Source organism: Allobosea sp. TAF32 (assembly GCF_052113585.1).
Lineage (GTDB): Bacteria > Pseudomonadota > Alphaproteobacteria > Rhizobiales > Beijerinckiaceae > Allobosea.
The window spans coordinates 727,347-744,307 of sequence record NZ_JBFRDM010000001.1 but is presented as its reverse complement, the minus strand read 5'-3'; the positions used below and the strand labels follow the sequence as shown (position 1 = coordinate 744,307).

17 protein-coding genes and 1 riboswitch are annotated in these 16,961 nt (G+C 65.7%); of the genes, 13 read left to right on the top strand and 4 right to left on the bottom strand.

Features of this window, described 5'->3' with window-relative positions; all coding sequences use genetic code 11:
- The first annotated feature begins 14 nt into the window (after positions 1–14).
- From AB4Z16_RS03365 to AB4Z16_RS03340, 6 genes are all read left to right on the top strand, one after another.
- Entirely contained in the window at positions 15–1,433 is a 1,419-nt protein-coding gene (locus tag AB4Z16_RS03365) for a short-chain fatty acyl-CoA regulator family protein (protein ID WP_441509894.1), read from the top strand.
- A gap of 130 nt (positions 1,434–1,563) precedes the next feature.
- Positions 1,564–1,764, top strand: a riboswitch (cobalamin riboswitch).
- A gap of 111 nt (positions 1,765–1,875) precedes the next feature.
- On the top strand, positions 1,876–4,791 hold the full coding sequence (locus AB4Z16_RS03360; protein WP_441509893.1) for a ribonucleoside-diphosphate reductase subunit alpha: 2,916 nt from the start codon (positions 1,876–1,878) through the stop codon (positions 4,789–4,791).
- Positions 4,792–4,945: 154 nt separating this feature from the next.
- Entirely contained in the window at positions 4,946–6,073 is a 1,128-nt protein-coding gene (locus AB4Z16_RS03355) for a ribonucleotide-diphosphate reductase subunit beta (RefSeq protein ID WP_441509892.1), read from the top strand.
- A 282-nt stretch (positions 6,074–6,355) separates the two neighbouring features.
- Positions 6,356–6,748 (top strand): hypothetical protein, encoded by a 393-nt coding sequence (locus AB4Z16_RS03350; RefSeq protein WP_441509891.1) that lies wholly within the window; start codon positions 6,356–6,358, stop codon positions 6,746–6,748.
- A gap of 344 nt (positions 6,749–7,092) precedes the next feature.
- Positions 7,093–7,608, top strand: coding sequence for a YcnI family copper-binding membrane protein (locus AB4Z16_RS03345; RefSeq protein ID WP_441510116.1), 516 nt, complete (start codon positions 7,093–7,095; stop codon positions 7,606–7,608).
- Between the two features lie 47 nt (positions 7,609–7,655).
- Positions 7,656–9,245, top strand: a complete 1,590-nt coding sequence (locus tag AB4Z16_RS03340) for a copper resistance CopC/CopD family protein (protein WP_441509890.1) — start codon at positions 7,656–7,658, stop codon at positions 9,243–9,245.
- A gap of 79 nt (positions 9,246–9,324) precedes the next feature.
- On the opposite strand, the gene AB4Z16_RS03335 is transcribed toward AB4Z16_RS03340, so the two are convergent.
- The 3 genes from AB4Z16_RS03335 to AB4Z16_RS03325 form a co-directional block, all read right to left on the bottom strand.
- Positions 9,325–10,347 (bottom strand): amino acid ABC transporter substrate-binding protein, encoded by a 1,023-nt coding sequence (locus AB4Z16_RS03335; RefSeq protein WP_441509889.1) that lies wholly within the window; start codon positions 10,345–10,347, stop codon positions 9,325–9,327.
- Between the two features lie 113 nt (positions 10,348–10,460).
- On the bottom strand, positions 10,461–11,645 hold the full coding sequence (locus AB4Z16_RS03330) for a trans-sulfuration enzyme family protein (RefSeq protein WP_441509888.1): 1,185 nt from the start codon (positions 11,643–11,645) through the stop codon (positions 10,461–10,463).
- A 308-nt stretch (positions 11,646–11,953) separates the two neighbouring features.
- On the bottom strand, positions 11,954–12,343 hold the full coding sequence (locus tag AB4Z16_RS03325) for a thioredoxin family protein (protein ID WP_441510115.1): 390 nt from the start codon (positions 12,341–12,343) through the stop codon (positions 11,954–11,956).
- A gap of 161 nt (positions 12,344–12,504) precedes the next feature.
- Between AB4Z16_RS03325 and AB4Z16_RS03320 the strand changes: the two genes are divergently transcribed.
- The 3 genes from AB4Z16_RS03320 to AB4Z16_RS03310 are packed head-to-tail and all read left to right on the top strand — an operon-like array spanning position 12,505 to position 14,395.
- Positions 12,505–12,897 carry a thioredoxin fold domain-containing protein gene (locus AB4Z16_RS03320; protein WP_441509887.1) on the top strand — a complete coding sequence of 131 codons (393 nt, stop codon included), beginning with the start codon at positions 12,505–12,507 and terminating at the stop codon, positions 12,895–12,897.
- Positions 12,898–12,909: 12 nt separating this feature from the next.
- A complete protein-coding gene (locus tag AB4Z16_RS03315) occupies positions 12,910–13,290 on the top strand; it encodes an ArsR/SmtB family transcription factor (protein WP_441509886.1) in 381 nt (126 codons plus the stop codon).
- Between the two features lie 31 nt (positions 13,291–13,321).
- Positions 13,322–14,395, top strand: a complete 1,074-nt coding sequence (locus tag AB4Z16_RS03310) for a YeeE/YedE family protein (RefSeq protein ID WP_441509885.1) — start codon at positions 13,322–13,324, stop codon at positions 14,393–14,395.
- On the opposite strand, the gene AB4Z16_RS03305 is transcribed toward AB4Z16_RS03310, so the two are convergent.
- Entirely contained in the window at positions 14,370–14,717 is a 348-nt protein-coding gene (locus tag AB4Z16_RS03305; RefSeq protein ID WP_441509884.1) for an ArsR/SmtB family transcription factor, read from the bottom strand. The genes AB4Z16_RS03310 and AB4Z16_RS03305 overlap by 26 nt on opposite strands.
- 55 nt (positions 14,718–14,772) lie before the next feature.
- Between AB4Z16_RS03305 and AB4Z16_RS03300 the strand changes: the two genes are divergently transcribed.
- From AB4Z16_RS03300 to AB4Z16_RS03285, 4 genes are read left to right on the top strand one after another with little or no spacing between them, the layout of a single operon-like run.
- Complete coding sequence (locus AB4Z16_RS03300; protein ID WP_441509883.1) at positions 14,773–15,000, top strand: YgaP family membrane protein; 228 nt, start codon at positions 14,773–14,775, stop codon at positions 14,998–15,000.
- Complete coding sequence (locus AB4Z16_RS03295) at positions 14,997–15,425, top strand: YeeE/YedE family protein (protein ID WP_441509882.1); 429 nt, start codon at positions 14,997–14,999, stop codon at positions 15,423–15,425. Before AB4Z16_RS03300 ends, AB4Z16_RS03295 begins: the two co-directional genes overlap by 4 nt.
- Positions 15,426–15,432: 7 nt before the next feature.
- A complete protein-coding gene (locus AB4Z16_RS03290; RefSeq protein WP_441509881.1) occupies positions 15,433–15,891 on the top strand; it encodes a DUF6691 family protein in 459 nt (152 codons plus the stop codon).
- Between the two features lie 11 nt (positions 15,892–15,902).
- Positions 15,903–16,796 carry an MBL fold metallo-hydrolase gene (locus tag AB4Z16_RS03285; protein WP_441509880.1) on the top strand — a complete coding sequence of 298 codons (894 nt, stop codon included), beginning with the start codon at positions 15,903–15,905 and terminating at the stop codon, positions 16,794–16,796.
- The last annotated feature ends 165 nt before the right edge of the window (positions 16,797–16,961 follow it).

Here is a 16,961-nt window from a genome sequence, read left to right as displayed (position 1 = left end):
AATGGAACTTGCCTATGAAGAAGGTCTTTGCGGGCGTCCGCCTTAAGCGCCTGCGCGAAGAGCGCGGCTTGACCCAGCTTGCGCTCGCTCAGGCGCTCGAGGTGTCGCCGAGCTATCTCAACCAGATCGAGAAGAATCTGCGCCCGCTGACCGTCCAGGTGCTGCTGAAGATCAACGCGGTCTTCGGCGTCGACGTCCAGCTCTTCTCGGAAGGGGATGAGGCGCGGATGGTCGCCGACCTGCGCGAGGTCTTCGCCGATCCGGCCAATGGCGATTCCGTGAGTGTCAGCGAGATCCGCGAGGTGGTGGAGAACATGCCCGCGCTCGGCCGGGCGGTCGTCGCGCTGCATCGGCGCTACCGCAACGCGCTGGAGCGGGCCGATGCGATGGCGGGGGAACTCGGGCTCGGCAGCGGCGGCGAGGCGACCTTCCGGGCGCTGATGCCGCATGAGCAGGTGCGGGACTTCTTCTACGCGCACCACAATCATTTTTCCGAACTCGACGAAGCGGCGGAGCGCATCTTCGAAACGGCGGATTTGAAGGTCGGGCAGGTGGCGGAGGGGTTAGCCCGCCGCCTCGATCGCCGGCATGGCGTCCGTATCCAACTCTCCAATGACATGGCGGGGCAGGCCCAGCGGCGCTACGATCCGAAGGAGCGCCGGCTTCATCTTTCGGCTCTCCTCGATCCCGGACAACGCGCCTTCCAGATAGCCACGCAGATCGGCTTCTTGGAAATGGAGGAGGCGATAGGGCGGCTGGCCGAGGAGGCTGCGGCCGGGGCGGCGGAGGTGCACGCGCTCGCCCGCATTGGCCTCGCCAATCATTTCGCCGCGGCGCTGCTCATGCCCTATCGCACCTTCCTCGATGCAGCGGAGGCCGAGCGCTATGATATCGACCGCCTCGCCCGGCGTTTTGGTGTCGGCTTCGAATCCGTCTGCCACCGCCTGTCGTCGCTGCAGCGGCCGGGGGCGCCCGGCGTGCCGTTCTTTTTTGTCCGGGTCGACCGGGCCGGCAATATCTCCAAGCGGCAGTCCGCGACCGATTTCCACTTCTCGCGGGTGGGCGGAACTTGTCCGCTCTGGAACGTCTACGAAGCCTTCGCGCAGCCCGGGCGCATTCTGACGCAGACCGCGCAGATGCCGGACGGGCGGACCTATCTCTGGATCGCCCGCACCGTGAACGATGCGGTTGGCGGCTATGGCGACATCGGCAAGACCTTCTCGATCGGGCTTGGCTGCGATATCCGCCATGCGAGCCGCCTCGTCTATTCGAAGGGGCTCGATCTGGGCGACCCGAGCGCGGCGACGCCGATCGGCGCCGGCTGCAAGGTCTGCGAACGCTCGAACTGCCCGCAGCGGGCTTTCCCGCCGATCGGCAAGCCGCTCGCCATCGACGAGCGCATGCACGGCTTCGTGCCGTACAATGCCGTGTAAAGCCTTTCATACTGGGCGTGGCGAGGCCTTGGGCTCGCGTTGCGGTATGCGTGCCGGGCCGACGGTGGCGATCATCGAAGGCGCCGAATGAAGGGCATAGCGACCTATTGACACCGGAACAGCGTTGGCCACTAGATCTGGTGGTCGATGGTCTCTCGAATCGCAAGATCGAGAGCTAAGAGGGAAGCCGGTGCGATACCGGCGCTGCCCCCGCAACTGTAAGCGGCGAGTTCTGAGCCCAGCCAAGTCACTGAAGCCGGAAGGCTTTGGGAAGACGGGACCAGAGCGACGACCCGCGAGCCAGGAGACCTGCCGCGACCTAGTGAACGTCCTCGGGCGGGGTGTCCCGGTGGTGCGCTTGGCAGGTCGCGGCCTTGTGGTGCCGCGCGCCTTCTCGACGCAACCGCTCTGGCCTTTGCCCCCAACATTTGGGGTTGATGCCATGTCTCTTTCTCTTGAAACCGAACGGCCGGTTGCCGTCGCTCCGACCGCCGATCCTGTGGTGGCCAAGGCCGCGACTAGCGAACCCGGCTACCAGGTCATTCGCCGCAACGGCGCAGTGACGCCGTTCGACCCTTCGAAAATCTCGGTCGCGCTGACCAAGGCGTTCCTGGCGGTCGAGGGATCGAACGCCGCCGCTTCGCGTCGTATCCACGAAGCCGTCGCGGAAATGACCGAGCAGGTCGTTGCAGGACTGACCCGCCGCGCCGCGAACGGCCGCACCTTCCATATCGAGGACGTCCAGGATCAGGTCGAGCTCGCGCTGATGCGCGGCGAGCACCACAAGGTCGCCCGCGCCTATGTGCTTTATCGCGAGGAGCGAGCCCGGGAGCGGGCAAAGGCGGTTGCCGAGACGAAGCCGGAGGCCGTCTCGGCACCAGCATTGCGCATGAAGCTCGCTGACGGCGCGATGGTGCCGCTCGATGCCGGCCGCCTTGAGAAGGTGGTGCGCGAAGCCTGCGCGGATCTCGACGGCGTTTCGGCCGAGCCGGTCCTCGCCGAAGCCCGCCGCAATCTCTATGACGGCATCTCCCTCGACGAGCTGGCGCTGGCGCCGATCCTGGCCGCGCGCACCCTGATCGAGAGCGAACCGAATTACGCCAAGGTCTCGGCTCGGCTGCTGCTCGACAAGCTGCGCCGCGAGGCGCTCACCTTCGTCCAGGGTCATACCGAGCAGGCGACGCAGGCCGAGATGGCCGCCGGCTACGGCGACTATTTCGCGGCCTACCTCAAGACCGGCATCGAGAACGAACTGATCGATCCCGAGCTCGGCCGCTTCGACCTTGCCCGCATCGCGGCGGCGCTGAAGCCCGAGCGCGACCTGCAATTCGACTACCTCGGCTTCCAGACGCTCTACGACCGCTATTTCCTGCACGTCCGCGGCTCCCGCTTCGAGCTGCCGCAGGCCTTCTTCATGCGCGTCGCGATGGGCCTCGCCATCCGCGAGATCGACCGTGAGGCGCGGGCGATCGAGTTCTACGACCTGCTCTCGTCATTCGACTTCATGGCCTCGACACCGACGCTGTTCAACTCCGGGACGCTGCGGCCGCAGCTCTCCTCCTGCTTCCTGACCACTGTCGCCGACGATCTCGACGGCATCTTCAAGGCGGTGAAGGACAACGCGCTGCTGGCTAAGTATTCCGGCGGGTTGGGAAACGACTGGACGCCGGTGCGCGGTCTCGGCGCCCATATCAAGGGCACGAATGGCGAGAGCCAGGGCGTGGTGCCGTTCCTCAAGGTGGCCAACGACACCGCGATCGCGGTCAACCAGGGCGGCAAGCGCAAGGGCGCGGTCTGCGCCTATCTCGAGACCTGGCATGTCGATATCGAGGAGTTCCTCGAGCTCCGGAAAAACACCGGCGACGACCGCCGCCGCACCCACGACATGAACACGGCGAACTGGATTCCCGACCTGTTCATGCAGCGCGTCGAGGCAGGCGGCGACTGGACGCTGTTCTCGCCCGACGAGGTGCCGGACCTGCACGATCTCTATGGCAAGCCCTTCAAGACGGCCTACGAGGCCTATGAGGCGAAGGCCGCCCGCGGCGAGCTGCGTGTCCATAAGAAGTTGAAGGCCGTCGATCTCTGGCGACGCATGCTGACCATGCTGTTCGAGACCGGCCATCCCTGGATCACCTTCAAGGACGCCTGCAATCTCCGCTCACCACAGCAACATGCCGGAGTGGTGCATTCATCCAACCTTTGCACCGAGATCACCCTCAACACCTCGGCCGACGAGGTCGCGGTCTGCAATCTCGGCTCGGTCAATCTCGCCGCCCACGTCGGCCCCGACGGGCTCGACCAGGCTCGGCTGGCGCGGACCGTGAAGACGGCGATGCGGATGCTCGACAATGTTGTCGACATCAATTTCTACACGATCCCCGAGGCGCGCCGCTCCAACCTGCGCCATCGGCCGGTCGGGCTGGGCCTCATGGGCTTCCAGGATGCGCTGCAGACACTGCGCTTAGCTGCAGCGTCCGAGGATGCCGTCGCTTTCGCCGACTCTTCGATGGAGGCGATCAGCTTTCATGCGATCTCGGCCTCGGTCGATCTCGCCGCCGAGCGCGGCCGCTATCCGAGCTTCGAGGGCTCGCTCTGGTCGAAGGGCATCCTGCCGATCGACTCGCTGGATATCCTCTCGGAGGCCCGCGACGTCGACGTCGAACTGGATCGCTCGTCGACGCTGGATTGGAAGTGCCTGCGCGAGCGGGTCAAGACCACCGGCATGCGCAACTCGAACACGATGGCGATCGCGCCGACAGCGACGATCTCCAACATTGTCGGCGTCTCGCAGTCGATCGAGCCGTCCTATAGCCAGCTCTATGTCAAGGCGAACATGTCGGGCGATTTCACCGTCGTGAATGCCGGGCTGGTTCACGACCTCAAGGCGCGCGGCCTTTGGGACGAGGTGTTGGTCTCGGACCTCAAATATTACGACGGCAAGGTCAGCCAGATCGACCGCGTGCCCGCCGATCTCAAGGCACTCTACGCCACCTCCTTCGAGATCCCCACCGAATGGCTGATCCGGGCGGCCGCCCGCCGGCAGAAATGGATCGACCAGGGCCAGTCGCTGAACCTCTACATGGCGCAGCCCTCGGGCCGGAAGCTCGACGAGGCGTATCGTCTGGCGTGGCGGCTGGGCCTGAAGACGACCTATTACCTGCGGGCGCTGTCGGCGACCCATGTCGAGAAGTCGACGCTGAAGGGCACCGATGGCAAGCTCAACGCGGTCTCGGCCACGGTGCCGGTCGCTGCCAAGGCCGCCGCGCCGATCATCGTCGATATCCCGCTGGAAAACGGCATGGCCGTGCCAAACGCCTGTTCGATCGACGATCCGACCTGCGAAGCCTGCCAGTAACGGCCGCCTTCATCGCAATCCGCGTCATCCTCGGGCGAAGCGAAGCGCAGACCCGAGAATCTCCGTCAGGACAAGGCGCTGGAGCCTCCTCGGCAAGAGATGCTCGGGTCAAGCCCGAGCATGACGCCCCGCACTCCATTGAACGGAACATCCCATGCTCGACTGGTCCGACACCAAGCCGGCGACCCCGGCCGACCCCGCCATCCTGACTGACCCATCGTCCGCGCCCGACGCCACCGGCCTCGGCGAGATCGACCGCAATGGCGGGCGCGTCACCGTCGACGAGAAGCGCATGATCAATGCGCGCGCCGACGTGAACCAGCTCCTGCCGCTCAAATACAAATGGGCCTGGGAGAAGTACCTCTCCGGCTGCAACAACCACTGGATGCCGACCGAGGTCTCGATGCAGGCCGATATCGCGCTGTGGAAGTCCAAGGACGGGCTGACAGAAGACGAGCGGCGCATGCTCAAGCGCAATCTCGGCTTCTTCGCGGCGTCCGAGAGCCTCGTCGCCAACAACATCGTGCTGGCGATCTATCGGCACCTCACCAACCCGGAATGCCGGCAATACCTGCTGCGCCAGGCCTTCGAGGAGGCGATCCACACCCACACCTTCCAGTACATCGTCGAGAGCCTCGGCCTCGACGAGGGCGAGCTGTTCAACATGTATCGGGAAGTGCCGTCGATCACCGACAAGGCGGCCTGGGCGCTGAAGCACACGCAGAGCATCGAGAACCCGGAGTTCTGCACCGGCACGCCGGAGAACGACCAGGCCCTGCTGCGCGACCTGATCACCTTCTACGTGATCTTCGAGGGGATGTGGTTCTACACGGGCTTCGCGCAAATCCTCTCGCTCGGCCGACGCAACAAGATGGTGGGGATCGCCGAGCAGTACCAGTACATCCTGCGCGACGAGTCGATCCATCTGAACTTCGGCATCGACGTCATCAACCAGATCAAGATCGAGAACCCGCATCTCTGGACCAAGGCCTTCCAGGACGAGGTGCGCGGCATGCTCCGGGAAGCCGCGGAGCTCGAAGCCGCCTATGGCCGCGACACGATGCCGAGGGGCTTCCTCGGACTGAATGCGGCGCTGTGCGAGCAGTACATGCACTTCATCGCCAACCGTCGCTGCGCCCAGCTCGGTCTTCAGCCGGTGTTCGCCGAGACCGAGAACCCATTCCCCTGGATGAGCGAGGCGATGGACCTGAAGAAGGAGAAGAATTTCTTCGAGACCCGCGTCATCGAGTACCAGAACGGCGGCGCGCTGAGCTGGGAGTGAGGACGACCGGCGAGGCGACCGAATATGGCGGCGCCGCCGAGTTGGCCGTAGAGCGCGTTATCGCGGAACACGGGCTCGGAAGCGAACCAGCGGCGGAACCGAGCGGGCTCGCATCGGCGGCGCGCCGAGCTTCCCGATGCCCCGGGGCTCGCCTGAGGCGGATCAATGCGCTCCTGGCCAACTGCGAGCGGAGAAGCCGACGCAAGTTCCTGTCGGCCTGCGACCGCAAAGCCATTTGATCTCGGCCGCGTCGGTGATATCGAGGCATCGGAGGTCGATGCCTTGAGCCATCGCAGCGGATCGGATGTCAGGAGCTGGGTCGCGATTTTCGCGGCCTATCTGCTCGTGATCCAGGCCCTGTTCGCGGGCTTCGCCGCCGGGACATACGCCAATGCGCTCTCGCTGGACCGCACGCTCGCGTTGACGCACTGCGCGCCGGGCGGCGATGTGCAGACGGGAAGCGACCATGACAAATCGCAGAACCATGCCGGCATGAGCTGCTGCACGGCCGGCTGCCCAATGCTCGCTGGAGCCGATCCGGCCCAGCCGGAATTCCAGCTGCTGCTGCATCGGCCGGTCGATCAGGTCGCCTTCGCTCGCCGGCTCGACCGGCCCGTCGGATTCCTGTCCGACCATTCTCCCGCTAACCCGCGCGCCCCTCCGGCTATCGTCTGAGCCGCCGTCCGGCGCTCTGAGCGTCCGCGACGGCTGACTTCAGCCTGCCGCCGGCCGTTGTGACGCGCTTCATAGCCCGATCCGACGCCGGCACGGCGCGGATCCGGTGCCATGCCATCCCATACCCCGGCTCGCCTCGCGGGCCGCTTCGCGACAGGCGCGATCGCAGCCGCCATCGCGCTCATCGATGATGTCCTGGGCGGACGCGAGCGGCCACTTGCCGCCGCCGGGCTGCCGCATGGCGCATCGCTTCCGCACCGTCGTTTCCCGCTTTTCTCAATCCGGCGGGCTGCCAGCCTGTCGCAAACCGGCCGACGAAACGGCCTCAATCAGCAAGGGCAAGCATCATGAAATATCTTCTCGCAGTGGCCGGCCTCATCGCTGCCGGTCCGGCTTTCGCGCATATCACGCTTGAAGGCCCCTCAGCCGCCCTCGGCTCGACCTACAAGGCGGTGCTCCGCGTACCGCATGGCTGCAAGGGCGCGGCGACGACCAAGGTCCGCGTCCAGATCCCGGAAGGCGTCATCGCCGTGAAGCCGATGCCGAAGCCGGGCTGGACCCTCGAGACCGTCAAGGGCAAGTACGACAAGTCCTACGACTACTACGGCACGCCGACTTCCGAGGGCGTGAGGGAAGTGGTCTGGAGCGGCGGCAAGCTGCTCGACGAGCATTACGACGAGTTCGTCCTGCGCGGCTATCTGACCAAGGATCTGAAGGCCGACACGACGCTCTATATGCCGGTCGTTCAGGAATGCGAGGGCGGCGCCGTCGAGCGCTGGATCGAGATTCCGGCCGCCGGGAAGGTAGCGGACGATTACAAGTTCCCGGCGCCGGGCGTGAAGCTCACCCCCGCGAAGTGACCGCTTGGCGGCGGGGCGCATCCTGCGCTCCGCCGCGAGGATTCGCCATGTCAGTCCGATTCCGCCGCTATGTGCTGCTGCTTCTCCTTGCTCTGGTTGGCGCCGGGGCGCCCGGTCTCGCCTGGGCGCATGCGGCGCTGAACCGTGCCGTTCCGGCCGATGGCAGCGTGCTCGTGGCTCCTCCGGGGCAGATTGATCTCGTTTTCAGCGAGCCGGTCTCGCCGCTTGCGCTGAGGCTGCTCGGGCCGGATGGCGCAGCCCGCATACTCGATCGCTTCGCGCTGAAGGACGGCACGGTCGTGATCACTGCTCCGGCCGGACTGGTGAGCGGCACCTACGCGCTGAGCTGGCGCGTCGTCTCGGAGGACGGCCACCCCGTCGGCGGCACGTTGGTGTTTTCGATCGGTGCGCCCAGCAGCACGGCGCCCGAGACCGGCGAGCAGTTCGATACGAGCGTGCGAATGCTCGTCTGGCTGAGCCGGCTGGGTCTCTATCTCGGATTGTTCCTCGGCTGCGGCGCCGCTGCGAGTGGGGCATGGGTCGGCCCGCTCCCCGGCCCGGCGAGGCGCTTCGCCACCGTCATGACCGTGCTCGGCTTGATCTGCGTGCCCGTCGCTTTGAGCGCGCAAGGCCTCGACGCGATGGGGGCTTCGCTCGTTGCCTTCTTCCAACCGGCGATCTGGAAAGCCGCGGCGTCGACCAGCTATCTCTGGACCGCCGTCGGCGCGGCCATGGCCCTGGCCATCGCCTTCGTCGGAATCCAGCTGCGTGGAACGGCGGCGGGCGTAGCCGGGCTTCTCAGCGCATTGCTGGCCGGGGTTGCCCTCGCGAGCAGCGGGCATGCCAGCGCCGCCCATCCACAATGGCTGATGCGTCCTGCCGTGTTCCTGCACGCGAGCGCGATCGCCCTCTGGACAGGCGCGTTGCTGCCGCTGTCTCTGGCCCTGCGGATCAAGGCAGGTCGTGGCGCACTGCGGCGATTTTCCTCCGGAATTGCGATCGTCGTCGCCGCGCTTCTGCTCAGTGGATTCGTTCTGGCCGTCGTGCAGGTCGAAACGCCTGCGGCGCTGCTCTGGACGGCTTATGGCCGCGTCCTGCTCGCCAAGCTTGCCCTTGTCGCCGTGGCCTTCACGCTGGCCGGATTCAACCGCTGGCGCCTGACGCGGCGGACCGAGGCCGGCGACCTCATCGCCGCACGCGTCATGAGGCGTGTCATCGCTGCCGAGCTTGCTGTGCTGGTCGTGGTCCTGGGCACCGCTGCGCTCTGGCGCTTCACGCCGCCGCCGCGCTCCATTCTGGCGGCGAAGACGCAGCCAGCCTTGGTCCATATCCACAGCATGCAGGCTATGGCGGACGTCACCGTCTCGCCCGGCCGGGTGGGACGGGTCTCGGTCGATGTGGTGCTGATGAACGGCGAGTTCGGTCCGCTGCCCGCCAAGGAGCTCAGCCTCGGCTTCAGCAACCCCGCGGCCGGGGTCGAGCCGATCGAGCGGCGCGCGCGTCTTGGGGAGGACGGCATCTGGCGGGTGGACGAGCTGAACCTGCCGGTACCCGGCCGCTGGGAGGTCGAGCTCGAAATCCTGATCTCCGACTTCGAGATGCGCCGGATCAAGGACGCCGTCCTGATCCGGCCATGAGTTTCAAACCGCGGGCGGCGGGAGCATTCCATGAACAAGCGCATTCGCTATCTGCCTCAGGGCGATGTGACGAGGTGCTCTACCGGAACGGGGGTGAGTATTGCAGTCCGCCTTCCATCCAGAGGGCGTTGGGCCCTCGCTGGAGCTTCATGGGCGAGCTCATGCCGAGATTGCGCTCGAAGCTCTCGCCGTAATTGCCGACCGCGGTGATGATCCGAACGGTCCAGTCGGCGGTCACGCCGAGACCTTCGCCATATTTCCCGTCTTTGCCGAGAAAGCGGCGGATCTCGGGATTGGCTGAAGTCTCCGCCAGCTCCTTGACATTCGCCTTGGTCACGCCGAGCTCCTCCGCATTGATCAGGGCGAACAGGGTCCAGCGTACGAGATTGAACCAGGTATCGTCGCCGCTGCGGACCCAAGGACCCAGCGGTTCCTTCGAGATGATCTCGGGCAGCACGACATGTTCGCTTGGGTCGCGGAACTTGAGCAGATTCGCAGAGAGCGCAGAGACGTCCGTGGTGTAGGCATCGCACCGTCCGGACTCGTAAGCCTTGAGAGCATCCTCCGCCGTGCCGAAGGCTGCGACCTCGTATTTCATCTTGGTGCGGCGGAAATAGTCGGCGAGGTTCAGCTCGCTTGTCGTGCCCTGGGCGACGCAGATCGATGCTCCGTCGAGCTTGCTCGCGCTGGCGACCCCGAGCTTCTTCGGCACCATGAAGCCTTGCCCGTCATAGTAGTTCACGCCGGTGAAGGTGACGCCCTGGCCCGTGTTGCGCGCCAGCGTCCAGGTGGTCGTGCGCGGCAGAACGTCGACCTCTCCCGCCTGCAAGGCGATCAATCGGTCCTTGGAAGTCAGCGGGACGAAGGAGGCTTTCTCCGTATCGTTGAAGATTGCGACGGCGAGTGCGCGACAGATGTCGATGTCGAAGCCCTGCCAGCGGCCATTGGCGTCCTGGGTCGAGAAGCCGGCGACGCCTGTGCTGGTGCCGCATATGATTTTGCCGCGATCTCGAATCGTCTTGAGCGTATCCGCGGCAGCCGGCTGCGCGGTAAGACACGCCGCCACGAGGGCTGCGCCGAGCGCGGTGAAAACCATCTTCATCGTACTTCCCCTTCTTTTTGTGTTCCAGACGCCGTCTTCGGACAAAGTTCTCCCGATCACGGCGCGAGCCTCGCGCCGTGTCTTCGTCGTCCCCGGCTTGGCTTTGCTTCTTGTCAGGCAGCCTTGTTCGCGGGGGCCTGTCCGAGGACCGAAAGCAGTCGGCTCAGGTCGGCCCACAGCTCCTCCGGATCTTCGAGGCCGATGCTGATGCGCAGCAGCGGACCTTTGGCTGTCCAGTTCGTCGCGGTCCGATCCTGCACGACCGCCTGCGGCGCGACGAGGCTGCGCGTGCCGCCCCAGGAGGCTCCGATCGCGAAGATGCGCAATGCGCTCAACGCCGCGCTCATGGCGTCGTCGTCGACAGGCTTCAGCACCAGGCTGAAGAGTCCCGAGGACCGCCCCATATCGCGCTTCCAGATCGCGTGGCCCGGGCATGACGGCAGGGCCGGATGCAGCACGCGCTCGACCATGGGATGATCGACGAGCCGGCGCGCGAAATCCTCCGAGACCTTGCCCATGTGAGCAACGCGCAGGCCCATGGTCTCGATCCCGCGCAAGGCGAGCTGGCATTCGTCCGGCGAGACGCCGATGCCGAAACCGCGCAGGATCTCCTTCATCTTCTGGCGCAGCGCCACGTCCTTGACCGTGATGGAGCCGAGCAGCAGGTCGGAATGGCCGCCGACATATTTGGTGAGCGCCTCGCAGGCGAAATCGGCGCCATACTCCAGCGGCTTGAAGATCAGCGGCGTCGCCCAGGTGTTGTCGCAGCCGACGAGCGCGCCCTTCGCCTTGGCGGCAGCCACGATGGCGGGCACGTCCTGCACCTCCATCGTATTGGAGCCGGGCGACTCGACCCAGACCAGCTTGACGGTCTCGTCGATGAGATCGGCGATGCCGGCGCCGATCAGCGGATCATAGACGCCATAGGCGATGCCGCGCGGCGCCAGATATTCGGCGCAGAAACTGCGGACCGGCGGATAGACATGGTCGGGGATCAGAACCTTGTCGCCGGGCATCAGCACGGACAGCATCACGAGAGTGACGGCCGCCTGCCCTGAGGGCACCAGCACAGTGCGGACACCATCGTGCAGGACCGTCAATTGCGCTTCGAGCGTGCGGGTCGTCGGCGTGCCGTGCAGGCCATAGGTATAGCCGTCGAAGCCGCGATACTTGCGGGCCATGAAGCTCGCTCCGTCCGGATAGACGATGGTCGAGGCGCGATGCGTCGGCACGGCGAGCGAGGCATAGCCCTCCTCGTCGACGGCCGGGTGATGAACGCAAAGTGTCAGGTCGTGCATGGTCGTTTTCCCTTGTCGGGCTGATACTCAAAGCTTTGGAAATTGGCGGCAATCGACCGGAGGGTATCGAGCGATGCCGGGATGTTATGGATTCGCAGGGTCGGCCCGCAGCGCACGCGTGGCGACGTCGTACATTCAGCTGCTCGCGACGGCGGGATGGCGTCATTGACGCCGTGGCGGACCGTCCGGCCGACACAATCTCGACATCCGGCGCTGGAAGGCCGTCCTGATGCCGGCCGCAGGCCCATCGACGCGGCGGGTAGCATCAGCTTGCCGCCGGATTGAACCTTTCGGCAGTGCGCGGGGTGCTAGCGCCGCATATCCTGAAACAGGGCAAGAAATCGATCCTGTGCAGGCAGCATGTCCATTCTCGCCAACTCGCGATCACGCGGTTGCTGGCCTGCGAGGCCTTCCACATTCTGCGGAAAGAACTGGACCGCCGGGGTGCCGATGATCCCGTAACGGGCGGCAAGCCGCTTTTCGGTCAGCCTGGTCCCATCGAAATCCGTCACCTCGCGCGAACCCAGGATGTTGAGGTGCAGGATGGCGAAATGGTCGCGGATATAGGTCTCGATCGCGGGGTCGGCCATGTAGACCTCATGCATTCGCCGGCAGGCGGGGCAATTGCGCAACCCCCACAGGATCGCAAAGCGCTTGCCGTCTCGCGTTGCCGCTCCGAGATCATCCGCGAGATCCAGAAAGCTCTCCAGATACCAGTCGAACGCGTAGAGGCCGTCCTCGCCGGAGGGCCGCGCCCAAGGCCGGGGCGAGCAGGTCTCTTCTGGTGATCATGGGCAGCCTCCCGCGGCAGGCTTGGAAGTCGCTGGTATAAACATATGAATATGACTATGTTGTCGATATGATTGCAAGCTGGTGGCATGGGGGGAAGATCGCTGCGGCAGCCTTTGTGCTGTCGGCCCAATCCCTCGCATCGGCAGGTGCTGCGGAACTTGTCATGTACCGGCGCAACGGCTGCCCGTTTTGCGTCCGCTTCGAGCGCGAGGTCGCGCCGGTCTACGCCAAGACGCGCGAAGGCGCGCTCGCCCCGTTGAGGCGCATCGATCTTTCGGCAGGAGGGGTGCGAGATGCCGGCCTGCGGGAGCCGGTCATCGCGACGCCGACCTTTGTGCTGGTCGACGATGGCCGTGAAGTCGGCCGCATCACCGGCTATCTGAACGACGATATGTTTTGGGGTTTGCTCGGGCAGCTCTTAGCTGGCATGGACAAGCGCGATGGCAAACCGAAGCCTTGAGATGGGGGCAGAATGACCGCGATCGTCTCGAAAGCGCTCGAAACCGAGCTGCGCGACGGCGCCGAATTCTCGCCGGAGCTCGATCAGCTCATGCGCAAGGCGCGCAAGGCGAGCGATTTCCTGAAAGCGCTCTCGCATGAGAATCGGCTGCTGTTGCTGTGCCTGCTGGCCGAGCGCGAAAGAACGGTGACGGAGCTTGAGAACCTGCTCTCGCTTCGTCAGCCGATGGTTTCGCAGCAATTGGCGCGGCTCCGGCTGGATCAGCTCGTCACGACGCGGCGCGACGGCAAGGCGATGTATTACAGCCTCGCCAACGACGATGTCCGCCGCGTGATCTCGGTTATCTACGACATCTTCTGCGGCACCGGCGCAAGCGAGACGACCAAGTCGTGAGCCCGTTTCCGGCGGACCGGCTGCTCGGACCATGACGGAGTTCTCCGCCTGGGGCGCAGCGCTGGCGGGCGTCGCAACTGGAGCGGTCTGCGGCTTCACGGTCCGGCGCGCGCGGCTGTGTTCCTTCGGCGCGGTCGAGGATGCCTGGATCGGCGGGGATACGCGCCGGCTGCGCATCTTCGGGCTGGCCCTCGCGGTCGCGCTCGCGGGAACGCAGTCTCTGGTCGCTCTCGGCCTGCTCGACCCTTCCAGCTCGACCTATGTCCAGCCCGCCTTGCCATGGCTGTCGATCATCGTCGGCAGCACGTTGTTCGGGCTCGGCATGGCTTTGGTCGGAACCTGCAGCTTCGGCTCTTTGGTACGGCTCGGCGCCGGCGATCTTCGCAGCCTGATCGTCATGATGGTGTTCGGCTCGGTGGCCTATGCCACGTTGCGCGGAATGCTGGCGCCAGTTCGTATCGATGTCCTCGAAAAGGTCGCGTGGCCGCTGCCGGGCCAGATCAAAGGCAATCTCGACAGCGTGCTGGACTATTTCGGGTTTCCGCACTCCCGGCTGCTTTTGACGCTGCTCGGAGCCGCCCTGCTCGGAACGCTGGTCTGGATCGATCCGCGGCTGCGGCGGTCGCCTCGCCTGCTCATCGCCGGGGCGACGCTGGGGTTGGCGGTTGTGGCGGGCTGGTGGGTGACGGGCGTTGCGGTCGACGCTTTCGAGCATGTTCCGCGCGCCCAGAGCCTGACCTTCGTTTCGCCCGTCGGCCGCGCCCTTTACGCGGTTCTGACGGCGCCGGCGGCGCTGCTCGAATTCGGCATCGGGACGCTGGCCGGCGTCGTGCTCGGTTCCTTCCTCTCTGCACTCTATGACAGGGAGTTTCGTTGGGAAGCGTTCGATGACGATCGCGAAATGCGCCGCCATCTCCTGGGTGCCGTGCTGATGGGCGGCGGCGGGGTGCTGGCAGGGGGATGCACGATCGGGCAGGGGATTTCGGCCGGTTCGATGATGGCGCTTTCCTGGCCGCTCGCGATCGCGGGCATGATGATCGGGGCAAGGATCGGCATCGCCTTTCTGATGGAAGGCTCGCTCAGAGGGCTTCTGCAGAGACGCTGACACCGGCTTCGCTTCCGCAATAGAGGCGGTGAAGCGTTTCGAGAACGGCCGCCGCCTCCGCGCTCGCCAGGGAAAACATCACAGAAATCCCGCGGCGGCGCGCGGCGATCAGGCCGAGCCGCCGCAACTGAGCGAGGTGAGACGCGACGCCGGCCGAACTCAGGCCCGTGACGCCCGCCAATTCCGCGGCTGCAGCCTCGCCCTCGACGAGTCGGCACAGGATGGCCAACCGCCGCGGATTCGCCATGGCCCCGAGCAGAGCGGCAGCTTCCTCGATTGGCGGCGCCGTCAGGGCGGCTCCGGTGGCGCTTCCGATTGACATATTCGAATTTCTATATATATCGACTATTGCATATCAAATAGACCCGGAGCCTGACATGGTCAATATCGGTTCTCGCGATCGCATGCTGCACTTCATTTTCGGCGCCTTGCTCGTCGCAGCCGCCTTCGTACCGCCGCTGGCCGGTTGGGCCGCGCCGCTCGGAGCCTGGAAATACGCGCTCACCGCGTGGGGTGCGGTGATGCTCCTGACTGCGACCATCCGGCATTGCCCTGTGTATGGTCTGCTTGGCATCAGCACTTGCGGCGTGGGGCGTTCGTCATGATCGCGACCAGCTTTACGCCGTTCGCCTCGCTTGCCGGCGGCGCGCTGATCGGCCTGGCGGCCGTCGCGCTGATGCTGTTCCAGGGACGCATTGCCGGTATCAGCGGTGTCGTCTCGCGTCTGTTGCCGCCGGAGCGCGACGGGCAGACCTCCGGTCGCGTCGCGATGGTCCTGGGGCTGGTGCTGGCGCCTCTCGCCTATGCGGCGCTTGTCGGGGTCTGGCCGGTGCCTCAGGTGAGCGTGGCGATGCCGGTGCTCGCGGCCGCGGGGCTGTTGGTCGGCTTCGGTTCGGTCTGGGGCAATGGCTGCACCTCCGGACACGGCATCTGCGGGCTCTCGCGGCTCTCGCTGCGCTCGCTCATCGCGGTAGCGACCTTCATGACGACGGCGATCGCGACCGTCTTCGTCGTCCGGCATCTGTTGTGAGCCGACCATGTCGATTCTGATCCAATTCCTCGTAGGGCTCGTCTTCGGTCTCGGCCTGATCCTGGCCGGCATGGCGGATCCGGCCAAGGTCCTGGCCTTCCTCGATCTCGGCGCCATACCGCGCGGAACGTGGGATCCGAGCCTGATCTTCGTGATGGCCGGCGGCATCGGCGTGACCCTGGTCGGTTATCGTCTCGTGCTGGGCCGGGGCCGCCCGCTGCTCGCGGAGCGCTTCGCATTGCCAGCAGCGAACCGGCCGGACAGGCGGCTCGTCACCGGGGCGGCGCTGTTCGGTATCGGCTGGGGGCTCGCCGGCTTCTGCCCGGGCCCGGCTCTCGTCGCCACCCTGACCGGCGGCCTGCCCGCTCTCGTCTTCATCGTGGCGATGCTCGCCGGGATGGCTCTCGCGCGGCGGCTAGCCGCAAGCCCGGCAACACCGCCGACCGCGCCGGCTCACCGCAGCTGAGGATCGATCCCATGCAAGGCATTCCCCATCCCGTCGACCTCGCGACCAGGCCCGAGGTCACCGCCTTCTTCGACAGGGCGACCAACACAGTCAGCTATGTCGTGAAAGACCCGGCCTCGACCGCCTGCGCAGTGATCGATTCCGTCATGGATATCGACTATGCCGCCGGCCGCATCTCCTATGAGTCCGCCGACGCGATCATCGCCTTCATCCGCGAGCGCGGGCTTCTCCTCGAATGGCTGATCGAGACCCATGTGCATGCCGATCATCTCTCGGCCGCGCCCTATATCCAGGGCAAGCTCGGCGGCAGGATCGGGATCGGCGACCGGATCACCGTCGTTCAGGAAACCTTCGGAAAGATCTTCAACGAAGGCACCGAATTCCAGCGCGACGGCAGCCAGTTCGACCGGCTCTTCGCCGATGGCGGCACCTATGGCATCGGGGGATTGACCGCCTTCGCCATGCATACGCCAGGACATACGCCGGCTTGCATGACACATGTCATCGGCGACGCCGCCTTTGTCGGCGACACCTTGTTCATGCCGGATGGCGGGTCCGCGCGCGCCGATTTTCCGGGCGGGGATGCGCGCACGCTCTACCGCTCGATCAGGCGGGTCCTGGCGCTGCCGCAGCAGACGCGGCTGTTCATGTGCCATGATTACGGTCCCAATGGCCGTGAAATCCGCTGGGAAACCACGGTCGCCGAGCAGCGCGAGCACAACGTCCATGTGCGCGACGGCATCGGCGAGGATGAATTCGTGGAGAAGCGCGAGGCGCGCGACCGCACGCTCGACATGCCCAAGCTGATCATCCCGTCGCTGCAGGTGAACATGAAGGCCGGCGAGTTGCCGAAGGCCGACGACAGCGGCACGCGCTTTCTCAAGGTGCCGCTCAACGTGCTCTGAGCCGCCCGCGATCCACTCCGGGGGCCGGTCCACGGGCTCCCGACTTGCCCAGAGAGCGCGGACGGCGCCGGCCTCGTGAGGACGACCATGCAGATCGAATGCATCGACGACACCCTGTTGGAATCGGGACGGATCGGGCGGGCGGACGCCGCGAAGCCGGAGCTC